Origin of the sequence: Moorena producens 3L (genome assembly GCF_000211815.1) — a bacterium.
Lineage (GTDB): Bacteria > Cyanobacteriota > Cyanobacteriia > Cyanobacteriales > Coleofasciculaceae > Moorena > Moorena producens.
This window is the reverse complement of record NZ_GL890969.1, coordinates 148166-174258: the sequence shown is the minus strand read 5'-3', so window position 1 is coordinate 174258 and position 26093 is coordinate 148166. Positions and strand designations below refer to the sequence as shown.

Genomic DNA, 26093 nt, shown 5'->3' with positions numbered 1-26093 from the left:
GCGTGATTCTAGTTGCCAGTTCGACGTTTAATGCCTTAGGTAAACCCTTACCATCAGTGGTGATGATGGTGACTCGGATGGTAGTGCTTTACATCCCATTGGCTTATCTAGGCAGTCAGCTATTTGGGGTTAATGGTATCTTTGCCGCTGCCTGTATTTCTAATGTAGCTGTTGGCTTAGGGGCATATATCTGGAATCAGAAAACTTGTGATATCAAAACTGTTTTAGCATTAGAGAAAGAATCAGTTTCTGCTGGCATGGGTCAGCTTTGAGGTAAGCTATCAGCAATCAGCAATCAGCTATCAGCTATCAGCTATCAGCTATTAGCTATTAGCTTTTGAATAAAATTTAATCTGAATTAAATTATCCCGTTCGCGTAGCGTGGCCATAGGCCTGCATAGGTTTATTTTAAGCACCGATTGCGCTACTTGAGGTGCTGCGCGAACAGTAGCGTGGCCAAAAGCCAATGGCTGACGGCTGACGGCTGACGGCTGACGGCTGACGGCTGACTACTGACTACTGACTACTGACTACTGACTACTGACGGCTGACGGCACTTCAAGTAGCGTGGGCGTAGCATATATGCTTACCTTATGACTTCACTGCTTCCAGCTCCGTTCGCTTTCGGCAAAGCCGAAAGCGGAGCCCACGGCCTTAGCTCCCTAAAAACATGTACCTCACCTAATTAAAAACCGCTATATAACAAAAAAGTGTTCCGCAGATTACACAACCTTATGGCTATCAATACAAATGATTTTTTATAAAATTTTACCGGATATAAATGATGATTATTAATCAATAATAGTACAAAAAAAGAGTTTAAATAATAGTCAATTAATATAGCTAAAAACATTTTTGTAAATAAATGTTAATATTTTAATTAATCCTTGCATTTTCTCGAAGATTTATCTATACTATAGAAGGTAAAAAATGAGACTAAGAACCGCGCTGAGTATGCCCGTTAATCATGACCAGCGCGGCTTTCCTCCCAACCAAGTAGGAGTTACTTCTATGATGCAAAAAAAAATCACGATCATCAATCCCAGCTTTTCAGCAAGTCACCGGATCTCCCTTGGGAATACTGAATTCTGACCTCGAAGACTGTAAGCATTAAGCTTATGGGCTATGGGCACGGTACTTGAGGTGCTAAAGGGTGCATCTCCTAAAAGCTGTTTGGGCTGGTGGGTGGAATGGGCATCAGCCGTGGAATGGGCATCTTACCCATTACAATTTTCGGGCAGGCTTTCCCAACAAAGTGCGAAGAGGTGGAAAATGAAGGCAAGCCCCCCCTAAAGCACCACTAGCAACTACTGTAGTTATAACCTAGCTGTTGGATTAGGGGCATATATGTGGAATCAGAAAACTTGTAATATCAAAACTGTTTTAGCATTGGATAAAAATTAAGTGTCTCATGAAAACTTTAAACCCTAGTAACTTATCTCTTGAGGATGTTCATCGTCTTTTGAATCTTGAAGAAGATTATGATGGCTCATTCATGCCCTTGTTATCCTTAGAACTGCTAACAGAGGTTGAAAAGCAGGAACTGGTGCAAATAAAGAATGATTTTCGTCCCTATCTAAGATCAGGAAAAGTCTCTGAAGGCCAGGTAAAGTTGGTGGTTATTGCTCCATTGCTAAGATTAGCTGGCTTCTATCACTACCCGATTACAATTTCCGTGGAAGAGGGGATTGCGGAAATTGATAGTGAAGACGAGGAGACACGAATTACAGGGCGGCTTGATATTCTAGCAATAAACAACCAGCAACCAACACCAGCTAATAACTATTTTTGGGTGTTGGTGATCGAAACGAAAAACAGTCTAGCTGACGTAACAGCAGGTTTACCACAATTACTGACTTATGCCTCTAAAAGTTTAGAGCATCAAAAATCCGTATGGGGGCTAGTGACCAATGGATTACGTTATCAGTTTGTTTATCTGCAGCAGGAAACTTCCCCAACTTATCAGCTGATGCCATTACTAAACCTGATGGAATCTGAGAGTTCTATTCAATTGCTAAAGGTTCTTAAAGCTATCTGTAAACTCTGAAATGTCATATCCTAATGTGATATTATCAGCAGGGATGCTTGCCCTAGTCATTCTTATTTACCGGTCTGAAGTAAAAGTAGATACACCCTGCATTTAGTTAATCTCTCCAATTCTACCATTACAGAAACTGAAGCATCAAAACCATGAGTATCCTTTATGAAGACCAATCATTGTTTGTGATGACGATGGAATCACAATCCAATTTCATTATTTCCCTATTGGTTTAAGCATTCAGCTAATGGTAATAGCCAAGACAAAATCGGTTTGATTGATATCAACTCCTTAGGTTTTGACAATGCGGCGTGTGCCAGCTAGACCTACAGCGAATAAGCCTAATCCCAGTACAGTGGAGGGTTCCGGTACACCAACTGGTTTGTTATCAGAGGGGTAGACAACTTTTATAGGGGATATTCCTGTTAGTTTACTACTGCCTTCACGATTAGACCCTACACTTTGCAGACGCACTGCAAACTTTTGCTCCTTAAACATATTGAGAGTTAAGGCTTCTGTAGCGTGAGATAGGGTAAAGCTAGTGGCTTGAATATCATCACCTCCGATACCATTGGTGCCAATCTTTAAACCAAAATCGAATGAGCCAGGGTTGCTCGGACCACCACCGTTGAGATTGACACCATTGCCAAGATTCTTAGTATTGGTTACCAAACCCCCGGTTACATCATTGCCACTAACACTCAAATCATTTGAGTTCAAATTGAAAGTGTCGTTAATATCGAAGAATACCCCAGTGATGTCGGCCAAGGTATCAGTCACTTCAAAGTTAAACTTAACATCATTGCCAACTTCCTCTAAAGTAATGTTGACTGTAGCTGGAGAACCGGTAAATGGAGAAATATCGAAGTCAAGAGCAGCCGCTTCAGCAGAGATGGCGGTCAATGTAGAAGCAGCGATGGTTACAGTAGCAGCTGCCATTAAAGAGGGCTTGATGTTCATGAGTGTGTAATCCTTAACTTTTCTTAATTATCAGGATTACAGGCTGATGTTTGCATTCAGGTTGCTTCAATGTATCCCTAGTTGATGACTTACTGTATCACTTCCGCAGATAGCCTAGGTCTAATTCCATAATGGCGATAATTCCAATAATCCCGCAAAATCTTGTTGTGGTCAAAGCAGAGATTAGATGGAACTTCCCAAGGGTGAAAAATGCCGAGATTTTTAGCATCATCAGCCGCTTTTGGTTCACCAGTTGCTGTAGCTAAAAACACAATACTAATGGTATGTTTACGGGCATCACGACTAGGGTCAGAATACACCTGGAATTGCTCAATTAGTTCAACCTGTAAGCTGATTTCTTCCTTAGCTTCCCGCAGCGCTGCTGTTTCTACCGACTCGCCGTAATCTACAAAGCCACCGGGAATTGCCCAGCCTAGGGGGGGATTCTCCCGTTCAATCAAAATAATCGGTCGATGGGGTCGGTCGATTAGTTCAATAATGATATCAACAGTGGGAGCAGGATTACGGTATTGAGTAGAAGTCATGGGTTAGATAACATATGCTTGAGTATTTATCATATAGCAAAGGAAACAGGGAATAGTGAATAGGGAGTAGGGAGTAGGGAGTAGGGAGTAGGGAGTAGGGAGTAGGGAGTAGGGAAGTTCCGATCATAAATTCTGACAATTAATATTGTGTAATATTGTGAGAAATGCGATATGTCCGATTACCCTGACCCAAAAACTAGAGACTAGACGGAATTTTATCTCTCGCCTGAGTTACAATAATTTTTTATTCAGCTTCACCACGATAGACTCAACTCGCCGACGATGCTTTACTGTTAAAGCTTTACCATCAAAGCTTTACCGTCACATTTGAAATTTTTAGTTAGCAGAGGCAGTTGACTTCGGTGGTGTAACTATCCCACTGAGGGGAAGGTGCTATGTTTACGCTCATCAATGCTTTATTTGCTTTGATCATGATCGGGATTTTACTCCTGATCGGCAGGTTTCTCAAACAGAAAGTTCCGCTGTTTCAATCCCTTTATCTACCAGAATCGGTTATTGCTGGGGGAGTAGCATTGTTACTCGGACCAGGAGTATTGGGTGCGATCGCATCTACCGTATCAGGTACAGATTCCTTACTAGCTGGGGGTTTGTTTCCGAAAGCCATGGCAACATTTTGGTCTCAGTCTCCTGGTGTCTTTATCAATGTTGTCTTCGCCGCCTTATTTTTAGGTGAAGCTATCCCCAGTCCCATAAAAATTTGGCGCAAAGCGGCACCTCAGGTAGCATTCGGTCAAACCCTGGCCTGGGGACAATATGTGATTGGACTGCTGCTAGTTCTGTTAGTCTTGAGTCCGATATTCGGTGTCGATCCCATCGCAGGTGCATTAATCGAAGTTGCCTTTGAAGGCGGTCACGGCACCGCTGCTGGCATGACCAATACCTTTAGAAAACTCGGTTTTAACGACGGTGGTGACTTGGCTCTAGGCTTGGCTACAGTCGGTATTCTCTCAGGAGTGATCGCAGGTACCTGGCTAGCAAGCTGGGGCAGGCGCAAGGGATACATCCACAGGAGCCCTGATCCCAGCAGTGAGCTACAACAGTTTCGGGATAAAATTCAAAATACAATTCAACAGACAATTCAACGAGAACCTACGGAAGTCAGGTTAACCAGAGCGAGATTAATGGATGGTTTACTGATCGATCCCCTGTCATTGAACCTTGCTTTTGTAGGAGTTGCGATCGCAATCGGCTGGCTAATCCTGGCAGTGCTCAAGTTTATTGAGTCAGTTACTTGGGGAGCCGGTGGCTTTCAAGTCATTCAGTATGTGCCTCTTTTTCCCATGGCACTAATTGGTGGTTTGATTGTCCAAGTAGTAACCGTGCGTCTAGGACTGGGGTCACTAATTATTCGACCCTTGCAGGAGCGTATCTCTGGCGTAGCGCTAGATGTGGTAATTGTGACCGCATTAGCGTCGATTTCCCTAAGAGTGCTGGGAAACAACCTCTTGCCATTTTTAATTCTTGCGATCGCTGGCATCGTCTGGAACATCTGGGGATTTATTTTCCTGGCACCCCGTATACTCCCCAGATACTGGTTTGAGCGTGGCATCGGGGATATGGGACAATCCATGGGAGTGACAGCAACCGGTATCTTGTTGATCCAGATGGTAGACCCAGATAACCATACCGGTGCTTTTGAGAGTTTCGCCTACAAACAGTTGTTCTTTGAACCGATAGTAGGTGGTGGCTTGTTTACTGCTGCTGCACCAGCACTGATTGTGCAATTTGGCCCATCGGTAGTGTTACTGCTAACCACAGGATTACTAGCTTTCTGGTTAATCTTTGGTCTGTGGAACTTTAAGCGGATGAGAAAGACATTTAGGCAAGCTAATCTTTGAAGGGTTAGGGCGTGTTTTCTTGCCTCGGAGATCCCCCATTATCCCCCTTAAAAAAGGGGGACTTTGAGTATGGCTCCCCCCTTTTTTAAGGGGGGCTGGGGGGGATCATAATCTTGCGTAAAACTTTGAAAACACGCCCTAGTCTGTAATCGGGCAAGGGAAGCGTGCTTCTCTTGGGCAACCTTGGGCAAGATTTGGCCTGTACTGTGGTTGGTATAAACTGAACCAGTGAAATTTTGTAAGTAGCTATGACCCAGTCGATCCCAAGGATTGCCCTCGCAGAATTCCTCACTCAAGCCAATATTGAGGCTTCTCCGGCATGGGAATTAATTGATGGGCGAGCAGTCCAAAAACCAATGCCAACCCTCTTTCACTCGCGCCTACAACGCAATCTGGTTAATTACATTAATGATCGTACCAATCGATTTGAAGCGGTGCAGGAGCTACGCTGCATCATACCTCCCTACTCGCCAGTGCCAGATATTGCTATCGTTGCTTGCGATCATCTTCCTGATCAGGACGGACCCCTTGATGGAGCACCCGATTGGCTGATAGAAATTCGTTCCCCTGACCAAAGCACTTTAAACTTGCAAAACAAGATTCTGCATTGCCTCAGTAATGGAACACAATTAGCCTGGTTAATCGATTTCGCTCGTCAGCAGATTTGGGTCTGGCAGGGAGATGACCTACCCATAGTCTGTTCAGGAGAAGAAATTCTACCAAGCTTAGGCATTCTCCCCGAACTTACGGTCAACGGGGTAATGACTATGACTCGCCGATCATAGATCGTTGCCCCTTACCTAATTTTATGCTATTTGTTGCCCGAGATCGATGATGTTGGGTTGAGCTTCGTGAAATCCAACCGACAAGATAATGCGTTCGCGAAGCGGTTCCATTCGCGTAGCGTGGCCCATTCGCGTAGCGTGGCCTTTTGGCCAAGGCCAAGGAGCATCGCACTAAAAAACTTAAAATCCACCACAGCCCCAAACATAGCTCCTGGCTCAATATCGCAGAAATCGAACTCTCGGCAATGACCAGGCAATGGCTTAATCCTAGAATTCGTGATCTCCATACCCTCAAATCTGAAATCGCTCCATAGAACCAACAGAAAAATACTCAAAACCTAAAAGGTTATTAACAGTTATACTGACCAAAATGCCAGAACTGAAGTTCCCCCATACAAACGTACTACCTGTCTCTCAAAGCTTTACTGCGCTTACATTTTGATAGTGTAGAACTAATGTACTACTGGGTACAAATCTCTCTAAGCCTTGTTTAGTGGGAGTTTCGGCTGGATTACCGGTTTTTAGTCTAAGCTCCCATTGTAGTGCATACCCTAACCAAAAACAAGTTTTTACATGGCGGAGGAGTTGCATTGAACTGTCGCAAGTTAAGCTAAAATAAATGGCAACAGTGTACACCCTTCATTGCACGAGTACGCTACAATTTATTCATAGCAATAGGTTCAGCCGTTTTCCCTCGTCAGTCTGTACCCAGTAATACTGTTGTTCTACAACCCTCAAAGCTAGGATTGGCAGTACTTTTGGACTTATTTAGTACATGTGTACGGGGGAACTTCAGCCAGAATTTAACTTAAATTCATGTATCCAAAAAATTGAAATTTTTAATAAATCTAACTTTTAGCAGATTAATTTATCTCAAACTTTGATTTCAATTTAATTGAATTGAGTAGATTTTTACAAGCATCACTGCGATAGTTTACAATAATGAGCCATCAGAACATTACCGGATTAGCTAAGCAAGGCAATCCAAAAGCGATCGCGGCATTAATCAACCATTCTCTCAAATCCAAAGGCATTAGAGCTAAAGTTAAACTCAGAGATGACTGCTTGTCTGTGTTGCTAGAGTCAACTCAAGTACCAAATCAAGAAGAATTAGTAGCTTTCCTTCGTAAAAAAATCATCGCTTTGGAAGTTGAATCGATTAGAACCGTCAAGGTTTATGGATGTCAGTTGGGTAAAAACTCCCCAGATTGGCGTGAAACAATCCAGTTAGTACTCCACCAAAAAAATTTTGATGACTCCAAAGTAGGAGAGCTATTGAGCAGAGGCACTCAAGAGCAGATCGAAACGAACGAAAGTGACGATCACAATCAAATTGTTGGAGTACCAGAGAGCCTTGCTGCTTTCAACCCGGTACCGATATCGTCGTCGGATAATACCACTTCAAATGATGTACCTATAGAAGACAGCATAGTTCAACAGCCCAAGAGTGCTGTCAATGCTAAAAGTTATAAGTATAATAATGCTAATAAAAGTCGAAAAAATCTGATTAATGACGAGTCATTATCTGGAAAAGAACCTTGGTTAGCTGTAATTTTATCAAAGTTTTTGCCTGGGCTTGGGCAGATATACTCCGGTGAAATTATTAGAGGATTGTGGATAATATCTATTATAAATGTACTGTTTTACTTGGGATTAATTCTAATCTTAACTCCTAAAGTTGAATTGGTAATCGGCTTCCTCTGCTGGTTAGCTATGATGCTGCTCTGGTTATGGAATCTCTTTGATGCTCATCAATGTGCCATAAAAGCGAATAGTGCAAGCTTTGAAGAATTGAGAAAAAGAGACAAAGACCCCTGGCTGGCTGTATTTTTATCAGGAGTAATACCTGGTTGGCCTGGTTTGGGGCATTTATACATTAAGAAATTTGGGCTGGGTATTTTATTCTTTATTATTGTTATAGTTTTAGGATTTTTTCCCTTAGCGCCACTGATTTTTTCCGGTTTTGTTGCTTATCATGCTTACTCGGCTTCACCAGTTCGTAGAGAAAGAACGAAAAATTTTATAGTAACCATTTCTTTACTCCTAATGATTTTTGGTATTTGTGAGTTTGGTTTGCAGTTTTGTTGGAAAGCATATGTTGCAGAAGCTCGCTACATACCTGCTGGTGGGATGTTACCTACGCTCCAAATTAATGACCGCCTGATTATTGAAAAGTTAAGTTATCGCTTCAAAGATCCAGAGAGAGGAGATATCATAGTATTTAACCCTACTGATACTCTCAAAAAGCAAAACTTAACGCAGGCATTTATTAAACGTGTAGTTGGTTTACCAGGTGACAAAGTAGAACTTAAAGATGGAAAGGTCTACATTAATAATCAACCATTAGCAGAAGACTATATTGCTGATGGTCAACCAACAGTGATGAATGCTTGTAAATCTGTACCGCAACCCTATTTGTGTAAACCGGTGACACTGCCACCTAACTCCTATCTGGTACTAGGTGATAACCGGGAAAACAGCTACGATAGCCGCCATTGGGGGGTTGTTCCCAGAGAGAACATTATTGGTAAAGCATTCATAATCTACTGGCCTCGCGATCGCAGCGGTATAACCTTGTGAAATTGATGTACATTGTCTGGTTCGAGTCTTGAACCATTTCCCGAATCATGACAGCAAAGTAAGCACTCCAAGCAGCATCAGCATGAATAGTCAACTCTAGTCCCAAACAAAGAAGTGTTTTGAGTGACATACTCCCGACGTTGCCCTAACGGGACAACGCGGGCTTCTTGCCAACACCACCCAACGGTATCGGCTAAAGTTTCAACAGTTCAGCTAACACCTGAACATAAGGTTCACTCAACATAGTAGTATGGTTTCCAGGAACAACATTAACCTCCACGGGTTGCCTAGAAAGCTGATTCCATCCCCAAGTTGGATCCGTGGGAACTTCACCAAGCATTCCCAATTTATCCTGATAAACTTCGCTGGTGCGGAACAGGGTAATCCGACCTTGATAACCTGCTTGTGGGAGATAACTCATAACAGCCAATTCATCAGCTTTAATCGTTTGAACAATCCCACGCACTCGTTCAATTCCTGAATTAGGTGGCAACAGATTGACGGTTTCCATCTGTTGTTTGAGATGGTTTAATTGGGCTAATGGAGTTAGAGGTTTGAGGGTTTCATAAGAAATCTCTAGATTTTTCCCAGATAACATTTCGAGGATATGGGCAATATTAGTCAACCATCGGGCATCATCCCAATCTAGCTGTTTGGGGGCGCTACTAGGAAGTCGGGCGGGAAGGTCAAATAGGGCGAGGAGGGCGACCGTTTCTCCCAACTGTTGTAGCTGTTGTGCCATTTCAAAAGCAACCATAACCCCAAAGGAATGACCTGCGAGGAAGTACGGACCAGAGGGTTGAAGGGATTGGATGGCTTGGAGGTAGTAAGCGGCTACCTCTTCAACACTACCAAAGGGTTCCGACACTCCATCTAAGCTGGGGGGTTGCAAGGCGTAAAAAGGTTGGTCATTTCCCAGATGACGGGCGAGTTGGTGGAAGTAGACCACATTGCCACCGGAACCAGGCATACAGAACAAAGGTGGGTGGTTTCCAAGGGGTTGAATGGCAACTAAGGGAGACCAAGAGTGAGTATCAGTTTTTTGGCGCAGTAGAATGGCTAATTGTTCTAGGGTAGCGCCTTGGAAAAGGGCGGCTAAAGATAAATTTTTGCCAAATTCTTTCTCAATGTCAGCCATCAGACGCACTGCTAACAGAGAATGACCACCGAGGTCAAAGAAGTTATCTCGGACTCCGATGGGAGAAACACCGAGAATATCTGACCAAATTTGAGCTAGTTGTAATTCCACCGAGTCCCGGGGGGCAACAAAACTGCTTTCTGGAACCAAACTTGAAGCATCGGGGACAGGTAAACCACGACGATTGACTTTACCGTTAGGAGTCAGGGGCATTGCTTCGAGAAAGACAAAAGCAGCAGGAATCATGTAGTGGGGTAGCTTAGTTTTGAGGAAGGAACGCAAATCATTGATTGTAGTTTTGGCGTCATTGGTAGTTAAATAGGCAACCAGGCGTTTGTCTCCTGGAATGTCCTCGCGGGCAATGACTACAGCTTCTCGCACCTTGGAATGTTGGGCAAGTACTGCTTCAATTTCTCCAAGTTCGATCCGGAAACCTCGAATTTTTACTTGATGATCAATACGTCCAATAAACTCTATATTTCCATCGGGTAAATAACGAGCTAAATCCCCAGTTTTGTAGAGGCGAGAACCGGGTTTATTGCTAAACGGGTTAGGGATAAACTTTTGCTCTGTTAATTCGGGACGGTTGAGATAGCCTCGGGCTAAACCCACGCCACCAATATGGAGTTCTCCGGGTACACCAATGGGTACGGGTTGGAGATGTTTGTCCAGGATATAGATAACGGTGTTGGCAATCGGACGACCGATCGGTGGTTTGTGATTGATGTTGGTACATTCGGCTACAGTTGCAAAAACAGTAGATTCTGTCGGTCCGTAGCCATTGAAAAAGCGCCGACCCACTGACCATTGCTCTACCAACTCTTTGGGACAAGCTTCTCCGCCCACAATAATATTCTCTAAGGTTGGCAGAGTTTGATTGGTCAAAGTGAAGAACGCTGATGGTGATAAAGTGACATGAGTAATGGCTTGCTTTTGTAATAACTCTATTAACTCTGCTCCGGGTCGCAATGATTCAGTCGTTCCCATAAATAGTCGCGCCCCAGAACAAATGCTCATCACAATTTCCCAGATTGAAACATCAAAACTAAAAGACGCAAACTGGAGAATGCGACTGTTTTGCTCGACATCAAAAAGTCTATTGTGAGCGAAAGCTAAATTGCACAATCCTTGATGAGCAACCATAACTCCTTTCGGTTTGCCCGTTGAACCAGATGTATACATCACATAAGCCAAGTTGTTAGGTATTGTTTGATGAACAGGGTTCTGTTGGGATTTTGAGTTAATCCCATTCCAATCTGCATCCAACAATACCACCTGAGCCTGTGTTTCTGGAAGTCGATCACGCAACTTAGATTGTGTTAACAAAACTGGCACCGAGGAATCTTCCAGCATATAGGCAATGCGTTCGGTAGGATAATTAGGGTCTAATGGCACATAAGCCCCACCTGCTTTAAGAATCCCCAATAATCCCACCAGCATCTCCAGAGAACGTTCGACACAGATGCCCACTAATACCTCTGGTCTTACCCTCATATTTTCCAAATAATGCGCCAGTTGATTGGCTTGACAATTTAACTCGTGATAAGTTAATTTTTGATCTTCAAATACCACCGCCACTGCATCCGGTGTTCTTTCTACTTGTTCCTCAAACAACTGATGAATGCACTTATCCTTGGGATATTCAGCTTGAGTATTATTCCATTCTAACAACAACTGATGACGCTCACTTTCAGTCAACAAAGGTAATTCAGCAATGCTTTGGTTGGGATTGATAACAATTCCCTCTAGCAAAGTATTTAAATGCCCGCTCATCCGCTTAATTGTAGTGGCATCAAACAAATCAGTGTTGTATTCAGTCAGAATAACCATTCCCTCAGATTCTTCCTCTAACAGATAGAAAGTGATGTCAAACTTAGAAATCTCAGGGTCTACCTCGAAGTAAAACGCCTTCCATCCTAACTTGTCTTCGGTTACTAGAGGTGGATCCATCGTAAAAGCCACCTGAAAGATGGGATTTTGGTTGACTTGGTAATCGGGATGAAGGGCTTCTACCACCTTCTGGAACGGCACATCTTGATGGGAGTAAGCTGATAAACAGACATTCCGGACTCGTTTTAACAGTTCGCAGAAACTAGGGTTGCCGCTGAGGTCACTACGCAAGACTAAAGCATTGAGAAAGTTTCCAACGATTCCTTCTAACTCCGGTCGATTCCGTTGGGAAATGATAGTACCCAGAACAATATCTTCCTGGGTCGAATAGCGATAAAGCAAAACTTTGATTGCTGTCGCGAAGGTCACAAATAAGGTAACACTTTCTTGGCGGCTAAGAGTTTTGAGCTTTTCGATTAATTCAAAGGAAAGTCGGTGACGAAGAAATGAACCGGTAAAAGTGGTTTGTGGAGTGCGAGGACGGTCAGTGGGAAGTTGTAACTGGGGTAAATTTTCTAGTTTTTTCTCCCAGTAGGCAAGCTGATGGGACAGAACTTTTCCCTGTAACCTCTGGCGTTGCCAAACCCCAAAATCGGCATATCGTATGGGTAATGCTGGCAGAGGTGACGGTAAACCTTGACAAAATGCTGTATAGATAATTTCTAATTCCTGGATAATATGCACAAATGATTCGGCATCTATAACACTGTGATGAATAGCGAAGTAGAGCCGATAGTTGTCTGAAGCAAGCTGAATGAGAGTAGCTCGCAGCAAGGGGCCTCGGGTGAGGTCAAATCGTTGGCGAAGCTGTTTGGTGGCAATACGCACCGCTTCTGTTTCTCGTTTTGTTTCTGACCATTCTCGCAAATCGACAATCGGTAAAGTAAATGCAGATGGTGGATGAATTTCCTGGCAAGGTTGACCGTTAACAACTGAATAGGTGGTCCGCAGAATTTCGTGACGGCGGATGAGTTCCGTCAGACTTTCTTCCAAGGCAGGAATATTGATATCTCCACCTAGATGAATGCTCAAGGTTTCGTTGTATACTGGTTCTTCTGGCGTTAACTGGTTGATAAACCACAGTTGTTCTTGCCCAAAAGATAAAGGAATGGTTTGCTCTCGTGAAATGGGTTGTAGGGGTGGTACAATAGTTAATCCCTCTTCCTGAAGAACCTCCTTGGCTAACTCAGCAACTGTGGGACACTCAAACAAGCAATTCAGGGGTAATTCTACCCCGAATCGATCGCGCACTAGCCCGATAATTTTGGTGGCTAATAGGGAATGTCCGCCTAATTCAATAAAGTTGTCGTGAACTCCGATGGGAGAAACACCCAGAATCTCTGACCAAATTTGAGCTAGTTGCAGTTCTACCGAATCCCGGGGGGCAACAAAACTGGTTTCACGAATCAAACTTGAAGCATCGGGAATTGGTAGAGCCTTGCGATCGACTTTGCCACTGGGTGTTAAGGGTAAAGCTTCTAACGTCACAAAAGTCCCAGGCACCATGTAGTCTGGTAACTTTTCGGAAAGAAAGCGGCGCAGTTGACCGGAAGTCGGGATTTGCCCCTCATGTGGACAAACATAGGCGACTAAGCGCTTATTCCCTGGTGGGTCTTCTCGGACAATCACCGCAGTCTGCCGCAGGTCGGGGTGTTGGGCAAGTATTGCTTCAATTTCCCCAACTTCGATCCGGAAACCCCGCACCTTGACCTGATTATCGATGCGACCGAGATATTCGATATTGCCATCGGGTAAATAACGGGCTAAGTCTCCAGTTTTGTAAAGGCCCGACCCCTGTTCTTGACTAAAGGGATTGGCAATAAATCGTTCTGCGGTCAAGTCAGGACGGTTGAGATAGCCTCGGGCTAGGCAAACTCCCCCGATGTACAACTCTCCAGAAATTCCCACAGGTACAGGTTGTGCCAATTGATCTAAGATGTAAATCTGAGTGTTAGCAATGGGACGACCAATAGGTGGTAGTGCTGACCAATTCTCAGTAGAACCCGTTAAGGTGAATGCTGTAACTACATGAGTTTCTGATGGTCCATATTGATTATGAAGGGAACAATCTTTGAGCTGGGAGAAAAAGCCTGCGATCGCTGGGGTAATTTGCAACTGTTCCCCTGCTGTTATTACTTCCACGAGACTGGTGGGAATCAATCCCAAAGTTTGAGCGGTCTCTGCTAACTGCTGTAAAGCAACAAAAGGAAGAAACAGTCTTTCTATTTGTTTTGCTCTTAATAAATGTAGCAAAGCAACAGGGTCTCGTCGCAGTTCTTCTGAGATTAAGACTAAAGTTCCACCCCCACACCAGGTTGAAAATATTTCCTGAAAGGAGACATCAAAGCTAATTGGTGCAAATTGCAGGGTTTTTGCTTTTGGTGAAACTGTTGTGTTTGACCGTTGCCACAAAATCAAATTGCTCAAGGCAAGGTGCTTCATTGCTACACCTTTAGGCTTACCTGTAGAACCGGAAGTGTAGATTACATAAGCCAAGTTTTCCTGATCAGCAGTACAGTTGGGATTTAAGTCAGTTTCTTGACTAACTAGATTCCATTCAGCATCTAAACAAATGATTTGCACTTTATTTTCCGGTAATCCAGCTCCCAAGTTTTTTTGAGTTAATAGTACTGAAGCTTGAGAATTTTTCAGCATATAGGAGATGCGCTCAATCGGATAACCTGGGTCTAGGGGAACATAAGCCCCACCGGCTTTGATAATGCCCAACAATCCCACCACCATCTCAATAGAACGTTCAACACATATCCCCACCAAAACTTCTGGTCCGACTCCTATAGATTGTAAATAATGTGCTAATTGATTCGCCCGACAATTCAACTCCCGATAAGTTAATTCTTCACCTTCAAATACCACCACTACTGCATCGGGTGTTTTTTCCACCTGTTCCTCAAACAACTGATGAATGCACTTATCTTTGGGATAGTCAAGCTGGGTATTATTCCACTCCACTAACAGTTGATGACGCTCTTTGTCGGTTAACAGAGGTAATTCAGAAATGCTTTGGTTGGGATTGGTAACGATTCCCTCTAGCAAGGTCTGAAAATGAGCCACCATCCGGTGTATCCTGTCAGCATCAAACAAATCTGTGCTATACTCAAAGTAACCAATAATTCCTTCCGGTCTGTCTTCTAGATTTAGAAATAAATCAAACTTTGACGTAGCGTTATCCACATCTTGCAGGCTAACAGTCCAGTCTAAATCAAAGGCTGGTGGTGGTGGTTCCATCGTACAAATCACCTGGAACAGAGCATTTTTACTTAGGTCGCGTACGGGATGGAGTGTCTCCACAAGTTTTTGAAAGGGGATATCTTGATGAGCATAGGCTTCTAACAGGACTTTTCGCACCCGCTCGAGCAACTGTCGAAAACTGGGATTGCCCGAACAATCTGTCCGCAACACCAGCATATTCACAAAGTAGCCAATCAGGTTTTCAATTTCTGGGGAATGGCGACCTGAACTCGCCGTGCCAACCATCAAATCTTCCTGCTGTGTGTATCGATAGAGCAAGGTTTTGAAGGCTGTTAACAATGTCATAAATAGCGTTACTTCTTCCTGCTGACTGAAGGCTTTGAGTGCCTCACTCAGACTTTTAGACAAGGTTAACTTTTGCTTTGCACCTCGAAAACTCTGTACTGGAGGTCGGGGACGATCGCAGGGTAACTGAAGTATGGGCAGTTCGCCACTGAGTTTTTGTTTCCAATAGTCAATTTGCTGGGACAACACTTCGCCCTGCATCCACTGTCGCTGCCACACGGCAAAGTCTGCATATTGTAGGGGGAGTTCGGGAAGGGGCGATCGCTGACCTGAGGAAAAGGCTTGGTAGAGGGTTGCCAATTCTTTCAGAAAAATACCATACAGGGAAACTCCGTCGATTGCGATATGATGGAAGGTTAGAAATAACCGATACTCTTGGTCTGTTAGCTGTATCAAGATGGCTCGCATGAGTAGCCCAGAAGCAGTCAGATCGAATAGTTTTTGGGCTTCTAAAGTTGCCTGTTGTCGCGCTTCAGTTTCCCGTTTGTTTTTCGGAAATTCCCGCAGGTCGATCCTTGTCAACTTAAAATCAGGTGGTGGAGCAATAATTTGAAGGGGTTGTCCGCTCACAATCATAAACTTAGTTCGTAAAGCTTCGTGACGGCGGATAATTTCCTTCAGGCTTTTCTCTAGTGCGATCGCATCTAATTGACCCCGAATATGAACTGTTACGGGCTCGTTATAGAAAGGAACCTTGGGATTGAGTTGTGCGAGCAACCACAGTTGTTCCTGAAAATAGGAAAACGGTATTGGTCCAGCATCGGTTCGGCGAGTTATCGTTTTGGCCGACCCTTGACGCAAGCCTTTTTTCTGGAGCAGGAGTTTGAGGAGTTCTTGTTTGTCTGTAGGGAAAAAACGATCTGAAGAAGACTTATCCATTTTTTTGAAACCATTCCTAATTTTTATCGTTTTTATTTAGCAGACAAGAGGCTTTCAGAATCAGCTAGAGGTTTCAGTGGCTTATAATCGCGACTAACCAAAAATTCTGGTCTGGGCCGATCGACATAAACGGGAAGATTCTCGACACTGTTGTAAGTAATAATCATAAGTCGGCGGGGAAAAGGAGAAATGTTGGTAACCGAGCCATGAACCACGTTGCTATCGAACAACAGTATAGAGCCAGCCGTACCTTTCGGGGCTAAAATTCCAAATTTTTTAACTAATTGTGTAACAGTTTGTGGGGGAATACAATACTTAAGATTTGCGCTAACATTCACTTTCCAATCTGCTGTTTCAGGATTAGCTTCAGTTTTGGCTACCGATGCTTCTAGATCGAGTATTCCCGGTTTGTGGGAACCTGGAATAAAAATCATCGGTCCGTTAAATTCATTGAGATCATCCAATAAAATTGCTAGGCTAATCACCTTGGGTAGTGGCATTCCATCTTCCTTGTGCCAGTAGATAAAATCTTGATGCCAAGGCCATACATCTCCACCAAAAGCTGCTTTTAAATTAATCTTAAATTGGTAAAGATACACCTGACTGCCAAGAAGCTGATGGGCAGGTTCGAGCAAGCGCGGTTCTCGGATTAAGTTCTAGAAAACCTTGTTAAACAGATGGCAACCGTGTAAAGCGCGAACCGTATGACGATCTTTTTCTAGCACTCGCCCTGGTACATCTTCAGCCATTAAACCGGGTAGCTGTTCTTGTATCAGCGAGACTTCCTCTTGAGAAAATAAATCGGGAATTAACAGAAATCCCTGGTTGTTATATTGGTCTATTTGTTCTGTTGTAAGTTTCATAAAGTTTATGGGTTTATAAACAACTTGAAACTTCATAGGCTTTTACGAGTTTTCCTTCATCTGAGCTAGCATGGCAGCCACTTCTTCGGGAGATAGCCGATTAATTGCTTGGAAAGTCCTGGCAATTTTGTCAATGACTTCCCGACCTCCTCCACTTTCTGCCATTGCTTCCACCAGTCCACTGGAGTTTAGACTAAAGCTTGAATAATGAGTCAATCACTGGGGTAAATTCAAACTGAAATCGTTGCGAAATTTCTATAAAAATCAGGGTAATTTTTTAAATTTATTCGTTTTATTTTGGCTTTCAAAGGTACCTTTGCCCTTTTTTACAATAGGACACCTTAGTTTCTTATTCCTCTTTTTGCATTTTTGCCAGCCTGGGAATTTTCCACGCAGTTTAGGTGAACTAGTAGGTGTAACAATCGCAAACATTACTTCAATCGCAAACATTACTTCGCTCCAAGCTGCTGCGGTTCTTCGGGGGGATAATTGAGTTTGATGTTTTTGCCAAAGTAAAGGATTATCTGTGATTTTTTTGTGGGCTAACCACAACTGCCAAGTCATTAAAGGCATCAATTGAATCCATCGGTCACACCCTTCTTTTGTTCCCAATTTCGGTAATGTCCAATGGAGTCTCTGTTTGGCAAATCGATACCAATACTCAATAGTAAAACGTCTTTGGTATAACTTAAAAACTTCCAATAGATATGGCATTTCAAACCCAACCCAAGCTAACCATAACGGCTTGGTCTTTTTCGAGTCAAATTGTTCAACTCGTACAATAGACATTGAATGTGAAGCGGATTCTTTGAAGTGATAGTTGTGCCAGACTTTCAACTTGATTTTTCCAAATTTAGGGTCATTAACTTCCGCTATGTCATCCGGTTCATTCCAAGTCGTTGAGTCATTCAGCTTGAATTTATGACCATGTTTTTGGGGACGATCAATACCTGAATAACCTGGTGGAAATCCATATAGACAAAGATTATAACGCAATCGCATTAATTTGTCACACCAGATATTTGCGATTTATAAGAGTAATTTTGCACAACCATATTGACTGTCAAACAGTACAATGGGTCGTTGAGTTAAAAGATAACAAATTTATTTCAGTTGAGTGGCTACTTTTTCAATGGGAGTTTGTTCAGAAGTGATTCTTTCATGGCTTAATGGTAACGCTCAACTCCCTTTGTTTTCAGGGAGATAAGTAACTGTCGAGTACCTTTACCCCACGCCCACTGGAGGATTTACTGACACAGAAGACGCTTGATACTCGTATGTTTTTTCAGTAAGAGTCACCGCATCCGGGAGGGAATAAGGTGAATGGTCAGCTACTAATATTGGATGAATGATTGGAGGTATTTCGAGTATAAAAAGTTTCAGCAAATTTGACCAGTGAGGTCTACAATCAGACAGTGCTTCATAGGCTGAGTGCCACTCTCTACGAAAGACAGAAGATAGAGACAATTCCGCCAAACAACTTGGACGAAGAGTCAAGATCGCAGCATCCATCAATTCAAAAACAGCATCCTTTGCAGTTCCCATCTGATTATAGACCTTTTGGCTAAACTCTCGTAATCGTTTCAGTTTCATCAGGACTTGAGGAAAGTTCTATAAAGTTTTTATCTTCTCATCCTGACGAACTAGGGGTCAAGTCCTTGGAGTCAGTTAGTCTAAACTCCAGATTCTAAATTTTTGCGATCGCCTAAACTCAGAACTGGAGACAGTTTTATCTCTTTTTTCCTCTGAAAATGTCTAATCTTAGAAAAAAATGATCCGATCGCCTAGTATGAAAGGCTTTTAGATCCCTAACCCCAAATTTTTGGGTGGAGAATGAAACGGCCCTGCCGTAGGGTGGGGCTGTGTGCGGAATTCAGTTCCGCACCTTGAGAGCAAGGTCTCCCGTTATAATCTTTGATTTAACGGGAGACCCCTTGCCCGTTTAGTTGGCAGAACCTTTTTTCTTCAACTTCAATCTACGTTGTAGCAATTATGCCTGACGGCAGGCTAAACCTTGGTTAGAATACTCCGTGATTCATCCGGGGGAGTGTCAACGGTTTGTTCAAATACTCGCTCTGCCAGAACGCACCTAGCTAGGTAGATTGCTGTTCCTGCCATGTAAACAACCAATGAAGCCCAAAGCAGATTAACATTCTCAAGATATCTTGCCGTAATAGATATTGGTAGATACATGACTATAAATGCAGCTAAAGCTGCATTTCGCAATGTTACACCCCGTTTTAAACCAATAAAGTATCCTTCTAACATTGATGCGCTGGCAAGGGCGAGAAGAAAAGGAAACAGCCAGATTAGGGTTTCCTGCATAATCGGGTAGAGTTCTGTATGATTAGTCAGTAACCTAAACATCTTAACTGGGAAGAAGAGTGGTAATACTGCAAACCCAAAAACGATTGGTATACTTGTTAGCATTGATAAATATAAGCTCTTTAAAACCAACTCATCTGCTCCTTTACTGGCAAAACTCCCTATGAAAGTTTGACTTGTCAGTCGGATTCCATGGATAGCAAAAGCACCAACTAAAATCCATTGCAACAGTAAACCATTACTACTTAGAGTTAGATTGCCTTGGGTTGCACTAAAATTTGTAAAAATAGCATAAGCCGAAATTAAGACTAAAAATCGAACCGTAATATTACCACTTAATGCGAGAATTTTTTTCAATGCTTTCCATCGCAAAACTAGACTTGAGACTTGCTGTAGTTTTGACCATTTAATTTGAAGACAGACTCCGACAAGGGCAACACTGAGAGCAATATATTGGCTTAGTGCGGTTGCTATACCTGCTCCAAAGGCACCCCACCCTAACCTTACAATCATCCCATAGTCAAGCATGGCGTTGCTTGCAACACCGACTAAAGACATGATCAGAACTGTTCTTTGTTGCTTCTGCCCAAGATACCAACCCGTCAATACATAGATTAATAAGACAGCAGGAGCACCCCAGATCCGAGCCTGAAAATAAATCATGCCTTGAGTTTCAATATCTGGCGTGCCATTGAGGATAGCAAATCCGAGAATCTGTAGGGGATACTGTAGTAGCAAAATAACTAGACCAACAACTAGAGCAACAAACCCACCCTGCAAAATAGCTAAAAGTATTTCTTCTTGCTGCCTTGAACTGCCTAAAGCGTGGGCTGTTATAGCGCTCGTACTATCTCTCAAAGATTGTAAAATCCTGTAGAGATAATCAAATATAATCGTAGCCAAAGTCACCCCTGCTAACATTTTGATGTTGTCAATATGTCCTAGAAAGATAGCATCAATAAGACCCGCTAGCGGAACAGTCATATTAGCTAGAGTACTAATTAAGCTTAGGCGTAAAAAGCGAAAGACAAAGTTCTCGGAATTATGAACTGAAGATGTGATTGTCATAAAAATCCAGCTAATACAACAAGATACCTTAGAATATGCAGTAAGGTATGTACCAACTTCCCTTTACAAGGAAAATCGGATGCATCAATAATTTTTTTGGAAAAATTTTCAGACGAAGTGGCTTGAACGACAGACATTATCCGGGAATGTCTCTGCATAGCCTGTCTTCGGCACAACCATCGGTTTTCAAGTAATTGTTTTGAATCTTCTCATATTTAATATCCCATAAGAACACTGAAATTATAATAAAACTTCCTGAGTATTACAACCTAGAGTTTAGACCAGGGTAATCCCATTGAGTTTGGTATAAATTGCACTTGACAAAGAGCGGCTTATAAAGTTCAAAAGTGTTTCTGCTGTCAAGGTTGTCTCTCAAAAGTGCAAGCAGTTATAGCAACCGCCACAACGGTTAGGACGCCTTGTGCAAGACATACTCCTTAGCTACCGTAGACAATCATACGGGTTTTGTTGTTTACGAATACGACATATGATCCAAGACCAGCATCGCTCAATCTTGTTAAGGTCTGGAGAATAGGGAGGTAAATATAACAATTGACAGCCTGCAAGTTGAATCAGTTGCTCAATACGACTATGTCTTAGCTCTCAAAGGCAACCAGGGGAAGCAAAGCGGCGCAGGTGGAAGATTGGTCCCGCGCAAGCTCAAGCAATGAACTGGCAGGGAATTAACTACAGCTATCACCAGACCCTCGCTTTTTGGGCATCACCGGTTCGAAACTCGCCAAGTCTGGGCGGTATCGGTCAGTCAACTTCTCCCTTTGCATCGGCAAGGCCAGTGGCTGGGCTTAACGACTGTGGTGATGGTTCGCACTCAACGCCAATTATGGAATAAAACGACCACAGAGGTTCGATTCTACATCAGTACTCAAAGGAGCAGAAGCGCAACGGCACAACCAGGTGATTCGCTGCCATTGGAGTATTGAAAACAGTTTGCATTGGGTGCTCGATGTCACAAAATACGAAGATGCTAGTCGCATCGGTACTGGTATTCCGCTCAAAATCTGGGTTTATTGCGTCGCTTGAGTATTAATTTACGTGGATCGCGAACCCTCCCGCGCCTTGTCTGAAGATGAAGCGCTATCAGGCTGGAATGGACAATGATTTTGTGATCAAAATCCTGGCAGCCAGTGCCCCTGAGTCAGCCCCTTTGCCCACCACAGTAATCCCAAAGTGAGCCAAAGCCAGTTTAAGGAGGGGATGCTCTGACTGCAGCCAATTAGGAAAAAATCATCAGCACGGCAGTAGAACATACAGACTCAATTCTTTACCATCGAGTCTCAATTATGCACTCAAAAATTAACCCAGGTTACAACAATTTCAGAGCTCGATTAAAATGCGATTACCCTGTACTATATGGATAGTATTTTGCTTGGATTTTGTGACAAAAACATATTTTTTTATAAAACTTTACAGTAACCAAAAATTGAGTCCAGAAAATTTTAATTTGTTTGCAATACTTTTCAAAAAAATTCAACCTAATTCCACACTAGTAACAGCAAAAACCTTGTGCCAATCAATATTAGGTGGTTCAGCTGTGTACATGGCTATACATTCAAACATAGGGTTCATTTGATAATTTTCAAATAAGATAATAGCCGATTTATTAAGATTAGGTACGTCTACATATATAGGACTTCCTTCAGCATAAGTAGCTAAGGCTAAGAATAACTTTTCTGCTATGTCTTCATTTTCTGCAAATATAGGACCGATTTTAAAGCCATCTGTAGCTTTTCTAATTACTCCATAGCCTGCCAACTCACCATCGTTAAGGATAGCGTAACCTTGCCCATGAGGTTGGTTAATCCATCTCGAAAGAAAATGAGAACGATGACTAGGAAAATATCGCCGACCATAACGACAAAGTTGCTCAAAATCAATAGACTTTAAATCCCTGACATCTGGCGAAATTGTGCCGACAATTATTCCTTGATAACGGAAATTATAATGAGCAGGTTTGAAACCAAATTTTTGATAATTATTAACTTGTTCTAAGACAGCATAAAGAGCAGCAGGCTGCCCAGAAATTAAATTCAATGCTTCTTGCCATGTTTTTAAACCAAATCCCTTTTTTCGTTCTTCCGGTTTAACAATATAAAGACCAATAAAATTAAATTGAGGTTCATATCGCACTACAGAAATAGAACTAATCGGTTTTCCATTTAATTCTCCAATTAAAAATCCCCCAGGATCAGCAATATAATAATTATCAGCATCATCAATACCTGGATTCCACCCCTCAGATACTGCCCAGCTTAAGGCAATTTTAATATCATCTTTGGTCATAGGACGAACTTGAAAATTATCTTCTGGTGTAATAGTCATTTGTTTGCTCGTGTTTTAAATCTTGTAAGCGCCACTGTAAATGGCATAGTCAATACTCAATTTTGGTATTTAGACAAAACCTGTCAATCTTGACTTGAACTATAACGCTAATTTAATTGGACTAGGTTCAAAACATGGATGCAGAAACCGTTCAAAATCAAGATGTAAATAGTCAAGCACATCTTCGACTTTATCCGCAACAATATGCGCCACCCCAAAAAAGGGACTAATTGTCGGATCGCTTGGTAAATAGTTGAGTAGTCTATTTCCAAAAATCTTGCGGAATGATTCCTGATCAATAAGATATTTTTTTGGAGTATAATGGGGTGGCAAACTACCAATAATAAAGGCATAAATCTTAGAAGTATCTACATTGGCTAGTAGGGAATTCCAATCAGGAGATTCATCGGTAAAAAAAAGCTCATAGGGATTGAAACCAAAAGCATACTCTACAGTGTCAGGTAGCGCAACTTCTCCAAAGCGCAAGGGATTTAATTCAATAGGGAAGAGAGTTCCATTACTAGATAGTCTAAACTCAAAATGAAACGGAAAACGGCGTAGATCAAGCTTAGCTCCAATATAGTTCATCACTGCCATGGTGGGCTCTATTGTTTTAGCTACTACTTGTTTCGATGTATAGTATAATGTGTCACTTACATCGGAGTTTGAGAGGAAAGGATGCTGATAAATACCAGTGATTATGGTTTTACCATTTTTGTCCCAGAAACCATCGCAGGCAAACTCTTCGCCCTCTACAAATTCCTCTACAAGGAAATAGGAATCGCTTAACACAGTAGAATTCATTTGTTTTGTAGCTCTATCAATATCTTCAAGAACCCAATCTACTGCCTGATCCCATTCCTCTTGTCCATGCACAATGCGAACGCCTATAGAGGCAGTTCCTATGCTGGGCTTAAGTACTACCTTATCAATTTCTCGTGGAAACTTAAAATCCCCCAGAGCATCCCTTGTCAGTTCCAGATAAAATAAGTCCGGATACAAGTCTTTGAATAGCCGACGGAAGATTGCTTTATTTTTAAATGTATTAACTTGATTTAAACGTTGTTTTGGTAGATTCTGAAGAATAAAAGAGAGACTTGCTTCCCAGTTTATCATGACTGCGGTATCTTTATCTTGCATCAAAGATATCGCTTTGGCATCTTTAAGAACAGTGATTGTTTTTGGTAGGGGAGCTATTGGTTGTTGCCCATAGACAGAAATTCCTAGACGTTTGATTGCACGTAACAAAGAAGGGGAGTGGAGAGGTCCGGCAATAAAACAGCAAATAGTATTTGGTGTTGTGATGTTCTTATTCATTAACCCTCTAAGGCAGCAATTCGGGCTGGAGTCTAGGTCAAGATTGGCTTTTGAGCACTGCCGGTAGGGCAATCACATCTAAGCAGCTATGATTTCATATTTCCGTCAAGTTGTCAATGCGTAAATCCTAAAGATAATCTAAAAATAATTTGTTAGTAGTCCTAAATCAAAGCGTTATTTTATCAGGTTATTGGTGAATTTATGTGAAATTTATTTTAGTTTTAGTAGTGCTATAGAGTCAGCGCGATCGCCAAACGGTTGCTTGGGAACATCGCTCTTAGCTTATCGATACATAGAAAGCGTAATTTTTCAAGCCAAATTAGATAGGTTTGCCCTCAATCAAAAGACGTAATAATTAAGTAATAGATTGTGAAGTGGGGAAGGTGTGCTAGAATTAGCGGCGAAGTTTATTCTAGAAACAAAAACAATGACCACTGAAACAAGTTTTGAAATGACGGGATATGCCAAGAGGAAATACAACGTCACTGCACCTATCAATGTTGATGTGGCCAGAAACTATCTCAGAGCAGTAGTGGCGATCGCTAGTGCTGATGGTGAGTTAGCACAGGAAGAAATAGATTGGTTTATGGAAGAACAGCAGCAGATGGGAACACCATCTGACCTCCTAGAAGAAAATGTCATAAACTTCGATGGGAAAAATGCCGACATCGAACAGTTATTGAGCGCTATTCATTATGATTTTTCTATAAATGTCGGCCATTCTATGTTATATCAAGCCATAAAAATGAGCCGTGCTGATGGAGTGTACCACGAAAAAGAAAAAGCAGCTGTTGATCGAGCAGCGGAAATTTTAGGAATTGAACGGAAAGTAGTTGTTAGCCTTGAGTCTTTGGCGGAAATAGAAGAGTCAGCAGACCGGCTACGACTAGCGATATTTGAAACTGACGTTGAATAGTTTCATTCATCAACTATGTTTATAGCTGATTTTTCTAACATCTGTAGTTTGAGCTTACTTTTTACCAAAACTTACCCTTTGACAAAAAAACACAACCTATGATGAGGTGAGGTTGTAGGGGTTTAACACCCCCCTCTTCTGGTTGACTAAATTTACCAACAAGCATCGTCAACGAACCTTATCGTAAACTCCAGCGGATATAGCACTACCCATTAAAGTTAGGACATTGATAAAAGCTAAAAAGCTTTTTTAGTCAACTTTTGCCTCTTGCCTCTTGCCTCTTGCCTTACGCATAGCGCTATACTTCTTACCCTCATCTTGTTGGCGAGAAGCGTACGCTAGCTCTGGGTCACATCTACCATTTAAGAAGAAAATAACTCTATTTCCCACTAATATTGCACTCGATTAAGGGCGACAATTACTAACCAACATTGCTGCTCACAGGGTAAACCAGGTGGGCGGTAGTAATGATCAAAAATCTCAAATCCTGCTTGTTCAACACAGCGAGCCAAGCTTTGATATTCCCAACCTACAACATAGCGATAGCCGGTTGGACGAACACTATAACCCTCATGATCACCACGAATCATTGACATAACTATGGCACCATTGCTAACAAGCGATCGCTTTAAATCCTTAAGTACCCTAACCATCGCAGCACGGGGAATATGAATCAGGGATGCATTGGCAAAGATCCCATCAAAGCTCTTTGGTGGCAGCTTGAGGTTCAGAAACGATTGCTGCCAAACCTCGCATCCTGAAACCTGTTGCGCCATCTTCACAAATGCTGGTGTAGCATCGAGACCAATCACTTGATGACCTTGGTCTTTAAAAACAACCAAGTCTCTACCAGGACCACCTCCTAATCCAGAATCTTGCCTGGATTGCGGGGCATAGCATCCACCAAGGCGTTGCGATTTTGAGACACATCATGATTCCAGGTGCCTTCCCGGAAAGATTCTGCTGTTGCTTGATACTCAGCAATTGTTACTCTTTCGTGATCTTCCACAATAGTTCAACCTGGTGATACTGAAG

At 42.4% G+C, this 26093-nt stretch carries 20 protein-coding genes and 2 pseudogenes; 7 read left to right on the top strand and 15 right to left on the bottom strand.

All coding sequences use genetic code 11. The annotated features are described in order from the left end of the window. Positions 1-2: 2 nt before the first annotated feature. Positions 3-272, top strand: coding sequence for a hypothetical protein (locus LYNGBM3L_RS28640; RefSeq protein WP_008189656.1), 270 nt, complete (start codon positions 3-5; stop codon positions 270-272). A gap of 1139 nt (positions 273-1411) precedes the next feature. Further along, positions 1412-2047 carry a hypothetical protein gene (locus LYNGBM3L_RS28635; RefSeq protein ID WP_008189653.1) on the top strand — a complete coding sequence of 212 codons (636 nt, stop codon included), beginning with the start codon at positions 1412-1414 and terminating at the stop codon, positions 2045-2047. A gap of 282 nt (positions 2048-2329) precedes the next feature. On the opposite strand, the gene LYNGBM3L_RS28630 is transcribed toward LYNGBM3L_RS28635, so the two are convergent. From LYNGBM3L_RS28630 to LYNGBM3L_RS44505, 3 genes are all read right to left on the bottom strand, one after another. Beyond that, positions 2330-2998 carry a PEP-CTERM sorting domain-containing protein gene (locus LYNGBM3L_RS28630; protein WP_044495188.1) on the bottom strand — a complete coding sequence of 223 codons (669 nt, stop codon included), beginning with the start codon at positions 2996-2998 and terminating at the stop codon, positions 2330-2332. A gap of 89 nt (positions 2999-3087) precedes the next feature. Beyond that, positions 3088-3543, bottom strand: coding sequence for an NUDIX domain-containing protein (locus LYNGBM3L_RS28625; RefSeq protein ID WP_008189649.1), 456 nt, complete (start codon positions 3541-3543; stop codon positions 3088-3090). Then, positions 3521-3682 carry a hypothetical protein gene (locus tag LYNGBM3L_RS44505; RefSeq protein ID WP_165691813.1) on the bottom strand — a complete coding sequence of 54 codons (162 nt, stop codon included), beginning with the start codon at positions 3680-3682 and terminating at the stop codon, positions 3521-3523. The genes LYNGBM3L_RS28625 and LYNGBM3L_RS44505 overlap by 23 nt, the downstream gene beginning before the upstream one ends. 256 nt (positions 3683-3938) lie before the next feature. Here LYNGBM3L_RS44505 and LYNGBM3L_RS28620 point away from each other — a divergent pair, with 256 nt between their 5' ends. The 4 genes from LYNGBM3L_RS28620 to lepB all read left to right on the top strand — a co-directional run bounded on the left by LYNGBM3L_RS28620 (position 3939) and on the right by lepB (position 8767). Then, positions 3939-5402 (top strand): sodium/glutamate symporter, encoded by a 1464-nt coding sequence (locus LYNGBM3L_RS28620; RefSeq protein ID WP_008189647.1) that lies wholly within the window; start codon positions 3939-3941, stop codon positions 5400-5402. 248 nt (positions 5403-5650) lie between these two features. Next, complete coding sequence (locus LYNGBM3L_RS28615) at positions 5651-6187, top strand: Uma2 family endonuclease (protein WP_008189645.1); 537 nt, start codon at positions 5651-5653, stop codon at positions 6185-6187. Positions 6188-6333: 146 nt separating this feature from the next. Then, a complete protein-coding gene (locus LYNGBM3L_RS50665) occupies positions 6334-6501 on the top strand; it encodes a transposase (RefSeq protein ID WP_081431930.1) in 168 nt (55 codons plus the stop codon). A gap of 628 nt (positions 6502-7129) precedes the next feature. Then, positions 7130-8767, top strand: a complete 1638-nt coding sequence (lepB, locus tag LYNGBM3L_RS35555) for a signal peptidase I (protein ID WP_008189639.1) — start codon at positions 7130-7132, stop codon at positions 8765-8767. A gap of 193 nt (positions 8768-8960) precedes the next feature. Here lepB and LYNGBM3L_RS28600 read toward each other — a convergent pair whose 3' ends face one another. The 10 genes and pseudogenes from LYNGBM3L_RS28600 to LYNGBM3L_RS28575 all read right to left on the bottom strand — a co-directional run bounded on the left by LYNGBM3L_RS28600 (position 8961) and on the right by LYNGBM3L_RS28575 (position 24142). Then, positions 8961-16229, bottom strand: coding sequence for a non-ribosomal peptide synthetase (locus LYNGBM3L_RS28600; protein WP_008189636.1), 7269 nt, complete (start codon positions 16227-16229; stop codon positions 8961-8963). 32 nt (positions 16230-16261) lie between these two features. Beyond that, on the bottom strand, positions 16262-16879 hold the full coding sequence (locus tag LYNGBM3L_RS28595) for a phytanoyl-CoA dioxygenase family protein (RefSeq protein WP_324293518.1): 618 nt from the start codon (positions 16877-16879) through the stop codon (positions 16262-16264). Positions 16880-16885: 6 nt separating this feature from the next. Continuing rightward, entirely contained in the window at positions 16886-17092 is a 207-nt protein-coding gene (locus LYNGBM3L_RS48000; RefSeq protein ID WP_229414751.1) for a phytanoyl-CoA dioxygenase family protein, read from the bottom strand. 42 nt (positions 17093-17134) lie between these two features. Next, positions 17135-17257, bottom strand: a complete 123-nt coding sequence (locus LYNGBM3L_RS49075) for a hypothetical protein (RefSeq protein WP_267872110.1) — start codon at positions 17255-17257, stop codon at positions 17135-17137. A 99-nt stretch (positions 17258-17356) separates the two neighbouring features. Beyond that, on the bottom strand, positions 17357-18094 hold the full coding sequence (locus LYNGBM3L_RS46770; protein WP_008189629.1) for a hypothetical protein: 738 nt from the start codon (positions 18092-18094) through the stop codon (positions 17357-17359). Positions 18095-18316: 222 nt separating this feature from the next. Beyond that, a complete protein-coding gene (locus LYNGBM3L_RS46765) occupies positions 18317-18685 on the bottom strand; it encodes a hypothetical protein (RefSeq protein ID WP_008189626.1) in 369 nt (122 codons plus the stop codon). Positions 18686-19099: 414 nt separating this feature from the next. Then, entirely contained in the window at positions 19100-20485 is a 1386-nt protein-coding gene (locus LYNGBM3L_RS28585) for an MATE family efflux transporter (RefSeq protein ID WP_008189625.1), read from the bottom strand. Positions 20486-20926: 441 nt separating this feature from the next. Further along, a pseudogene (locus LYNGBM3L_RS37300) lies at positions 20927-21073 on the bottom strand (transposase); the annotation flags it as partial. 900 nt (positions 21074-21973) lie between these two features. Then, positions 21974-22825, bottom strand: a complete 852-nt coding sequence (locus LYNGBM3L_RS28580; RefSeq protein ID WP_008189621.1) for a GNAT family N-acetyltransferase — start codon at positions 22823-22825, stop codon at positions 21974-21976. A gap of 99 nt (positions 22826-22924) precedes the next feature. Continuing rightward, on the bottom strand, positions 22925-24142 hold the full coding sequence (locus tag LYNGBM3L_RS28575) for an ATP-grasp domain-containing protein (RefSeq protein ID WP_008189619.1): 1218 nt from the start codon (positions 24140-24142) through the stop codon (positions 22925-22927). Positions 24143-24569: 427 nt separating this feature from the next. Between LYNGBM3L_RS28575 and LYNGBM3L_RS28570 the strand changes: the two genes are divergently transcribed. Next, positions 24570-25058 (top strand): TerB family tellurite resistance protein, encoded by a 489-nt coding sequence (locus tag LYNGBM3L_RS28570; RefSeq protein WP_131827209.1) that lies wholly within the window; start codon positions 24570-24572, stop codon positions 25056-25058. Positions 25059-25307: 249 nt separating this feature from the next. On the opposite strand, the gene LYNGBM3L_RS44500 is transcribed toward LYNGBM3L_RS28570, so the two are convergent. Next, positions 25308-25448 carry a hypothetical protein gene (locus LYNGBM3L_RS44500; protein ID WP_008189613.1) on the bottom strand — a complete coding sequence of 47 codons (141 nt, stop codon included), beginning with the start codon at positions 25446-25448 and terminating at the stop codon, positions 25308-25310. Then, positions 25448-26067: pseudogene (locus tag LYNGBM3L_RS28565) on the bottom strand (class I SAM-dependent methyltransferase). Before LYNGBM3L_RS28565 ends, LYNGBM3L_RS44500 begins: the two are co-directional and overlap by 1 nt. Positions 26068-26093: the final 26 nt, after the last annotated feature.

Bases quoted from the DNA above. Each gene is read 5' to 3' on its own strand.
- LYNGBM3L_RS28635 (WP_008189653.1), top strand. From the start codon at position 1,412: ATGAAAACTTTAAACCCTAGTAACTTATCTCTTGAGGATGTTCATCGT.
- LYNGBM3L_RS28630 (WP_044495188.1), bottom strand. From the start codon at position 2,998: ATGAACATCAAGCCCTCTTTAATGGCAGCTGCTACTGTAACCATCGCT.
- LYNGBM3L_RS28625 (WP_008189649.1), bottom strand. From the start codon at position 3,543: ATGACTTCTACTCAATACCGTAATCCTGCTCCCACTGTTGATATCATT.
- LYNGBM3L_RS28620 (WP_008189647.1), top strand. From the start codon at position 3,939: ATGTTTACGCTCATCAATGCTTTATTTGCTTTGATCATGATCGGGATT.
- LYNGBM3L_RS28615 (WP_008189645.1), top strand. From the start codon at position 5,651: ATGACCCAGTCGATCCCAAGGATTGCCCTCGCAGAATTCCTCACTCAA.
- lepB (WP_008189639.1), top strand. From the start codon at position 7,130: ATGAGCCATCAGAACATTACCGGATTAGCTAAGCAAGGCAATCCAAAA.
- LYNGBM3L_RS28600 (WP_008189636.1), bottom strand. From the start codon at position 16,229: ATGGATAAGTCTTCTTCAGATCGTTTTTTCCCTACAGACAAACAAGAA.
- LYNGBM3L_RS48000 (WP_229414751.1), bottom strand. From the start codon at position 17,092: ATGAAACTTACAACAGAACAAATAGACCAATATAACAACCAGGGATTT.
- LYNGBM3L_RS49075 (WP_267872110.1), bottom strand. From the start codon at position 17,257: ATGGCAGAAAGTGGAGGAGGTCGGGAAGTCATTGACAAAATTGCCAGG.
- LYNGBM3L_RS46770 (WP_008189629.1), bottom strand. From the start codon at position 18,094: ATGCGATTGCGTTATAATCTTTGTCTATATGGATTTCCACCAGGTTAT.
- LYNGBM3L_RS46765 (WP_008189626.1), bottom strand. From the start codon at position 18,685: ATGAAACTGAAACGATTACGAGAGTTTAGCCAAAAGGTCTATAATCAG.
- LYNGBM3L_RS28585 (WP_008189625.1), bottom strand. From the start codon at position 20,485: ATGACAATCACATCTTCAGTTCATAATTCCGAGAACTTTGTCTTTCGC.
- LYNGBM3L_RS28580 (WP_008189621.1), bottom strand. From the start codon at position 22,825: ATGACTATTACACCAGAAGATAATTTTCAAGTTCGTCCTATGACCAAA.
- LYNGBM3L_RS28575 (WP_008189619.1), bottom strand. From the start codon at position 24,142: ATGAATAAGAACATCACAACACCAAATACTATTTGCTGTTTTATTGCC.
- LYNGBM3L_RS28570 (WP_131827209.1), top strand. From the start codon at position 24,570: ATGACCACTGAAACAAGTTTTGAAATGACGGGATATGCCAAGAGGAAA.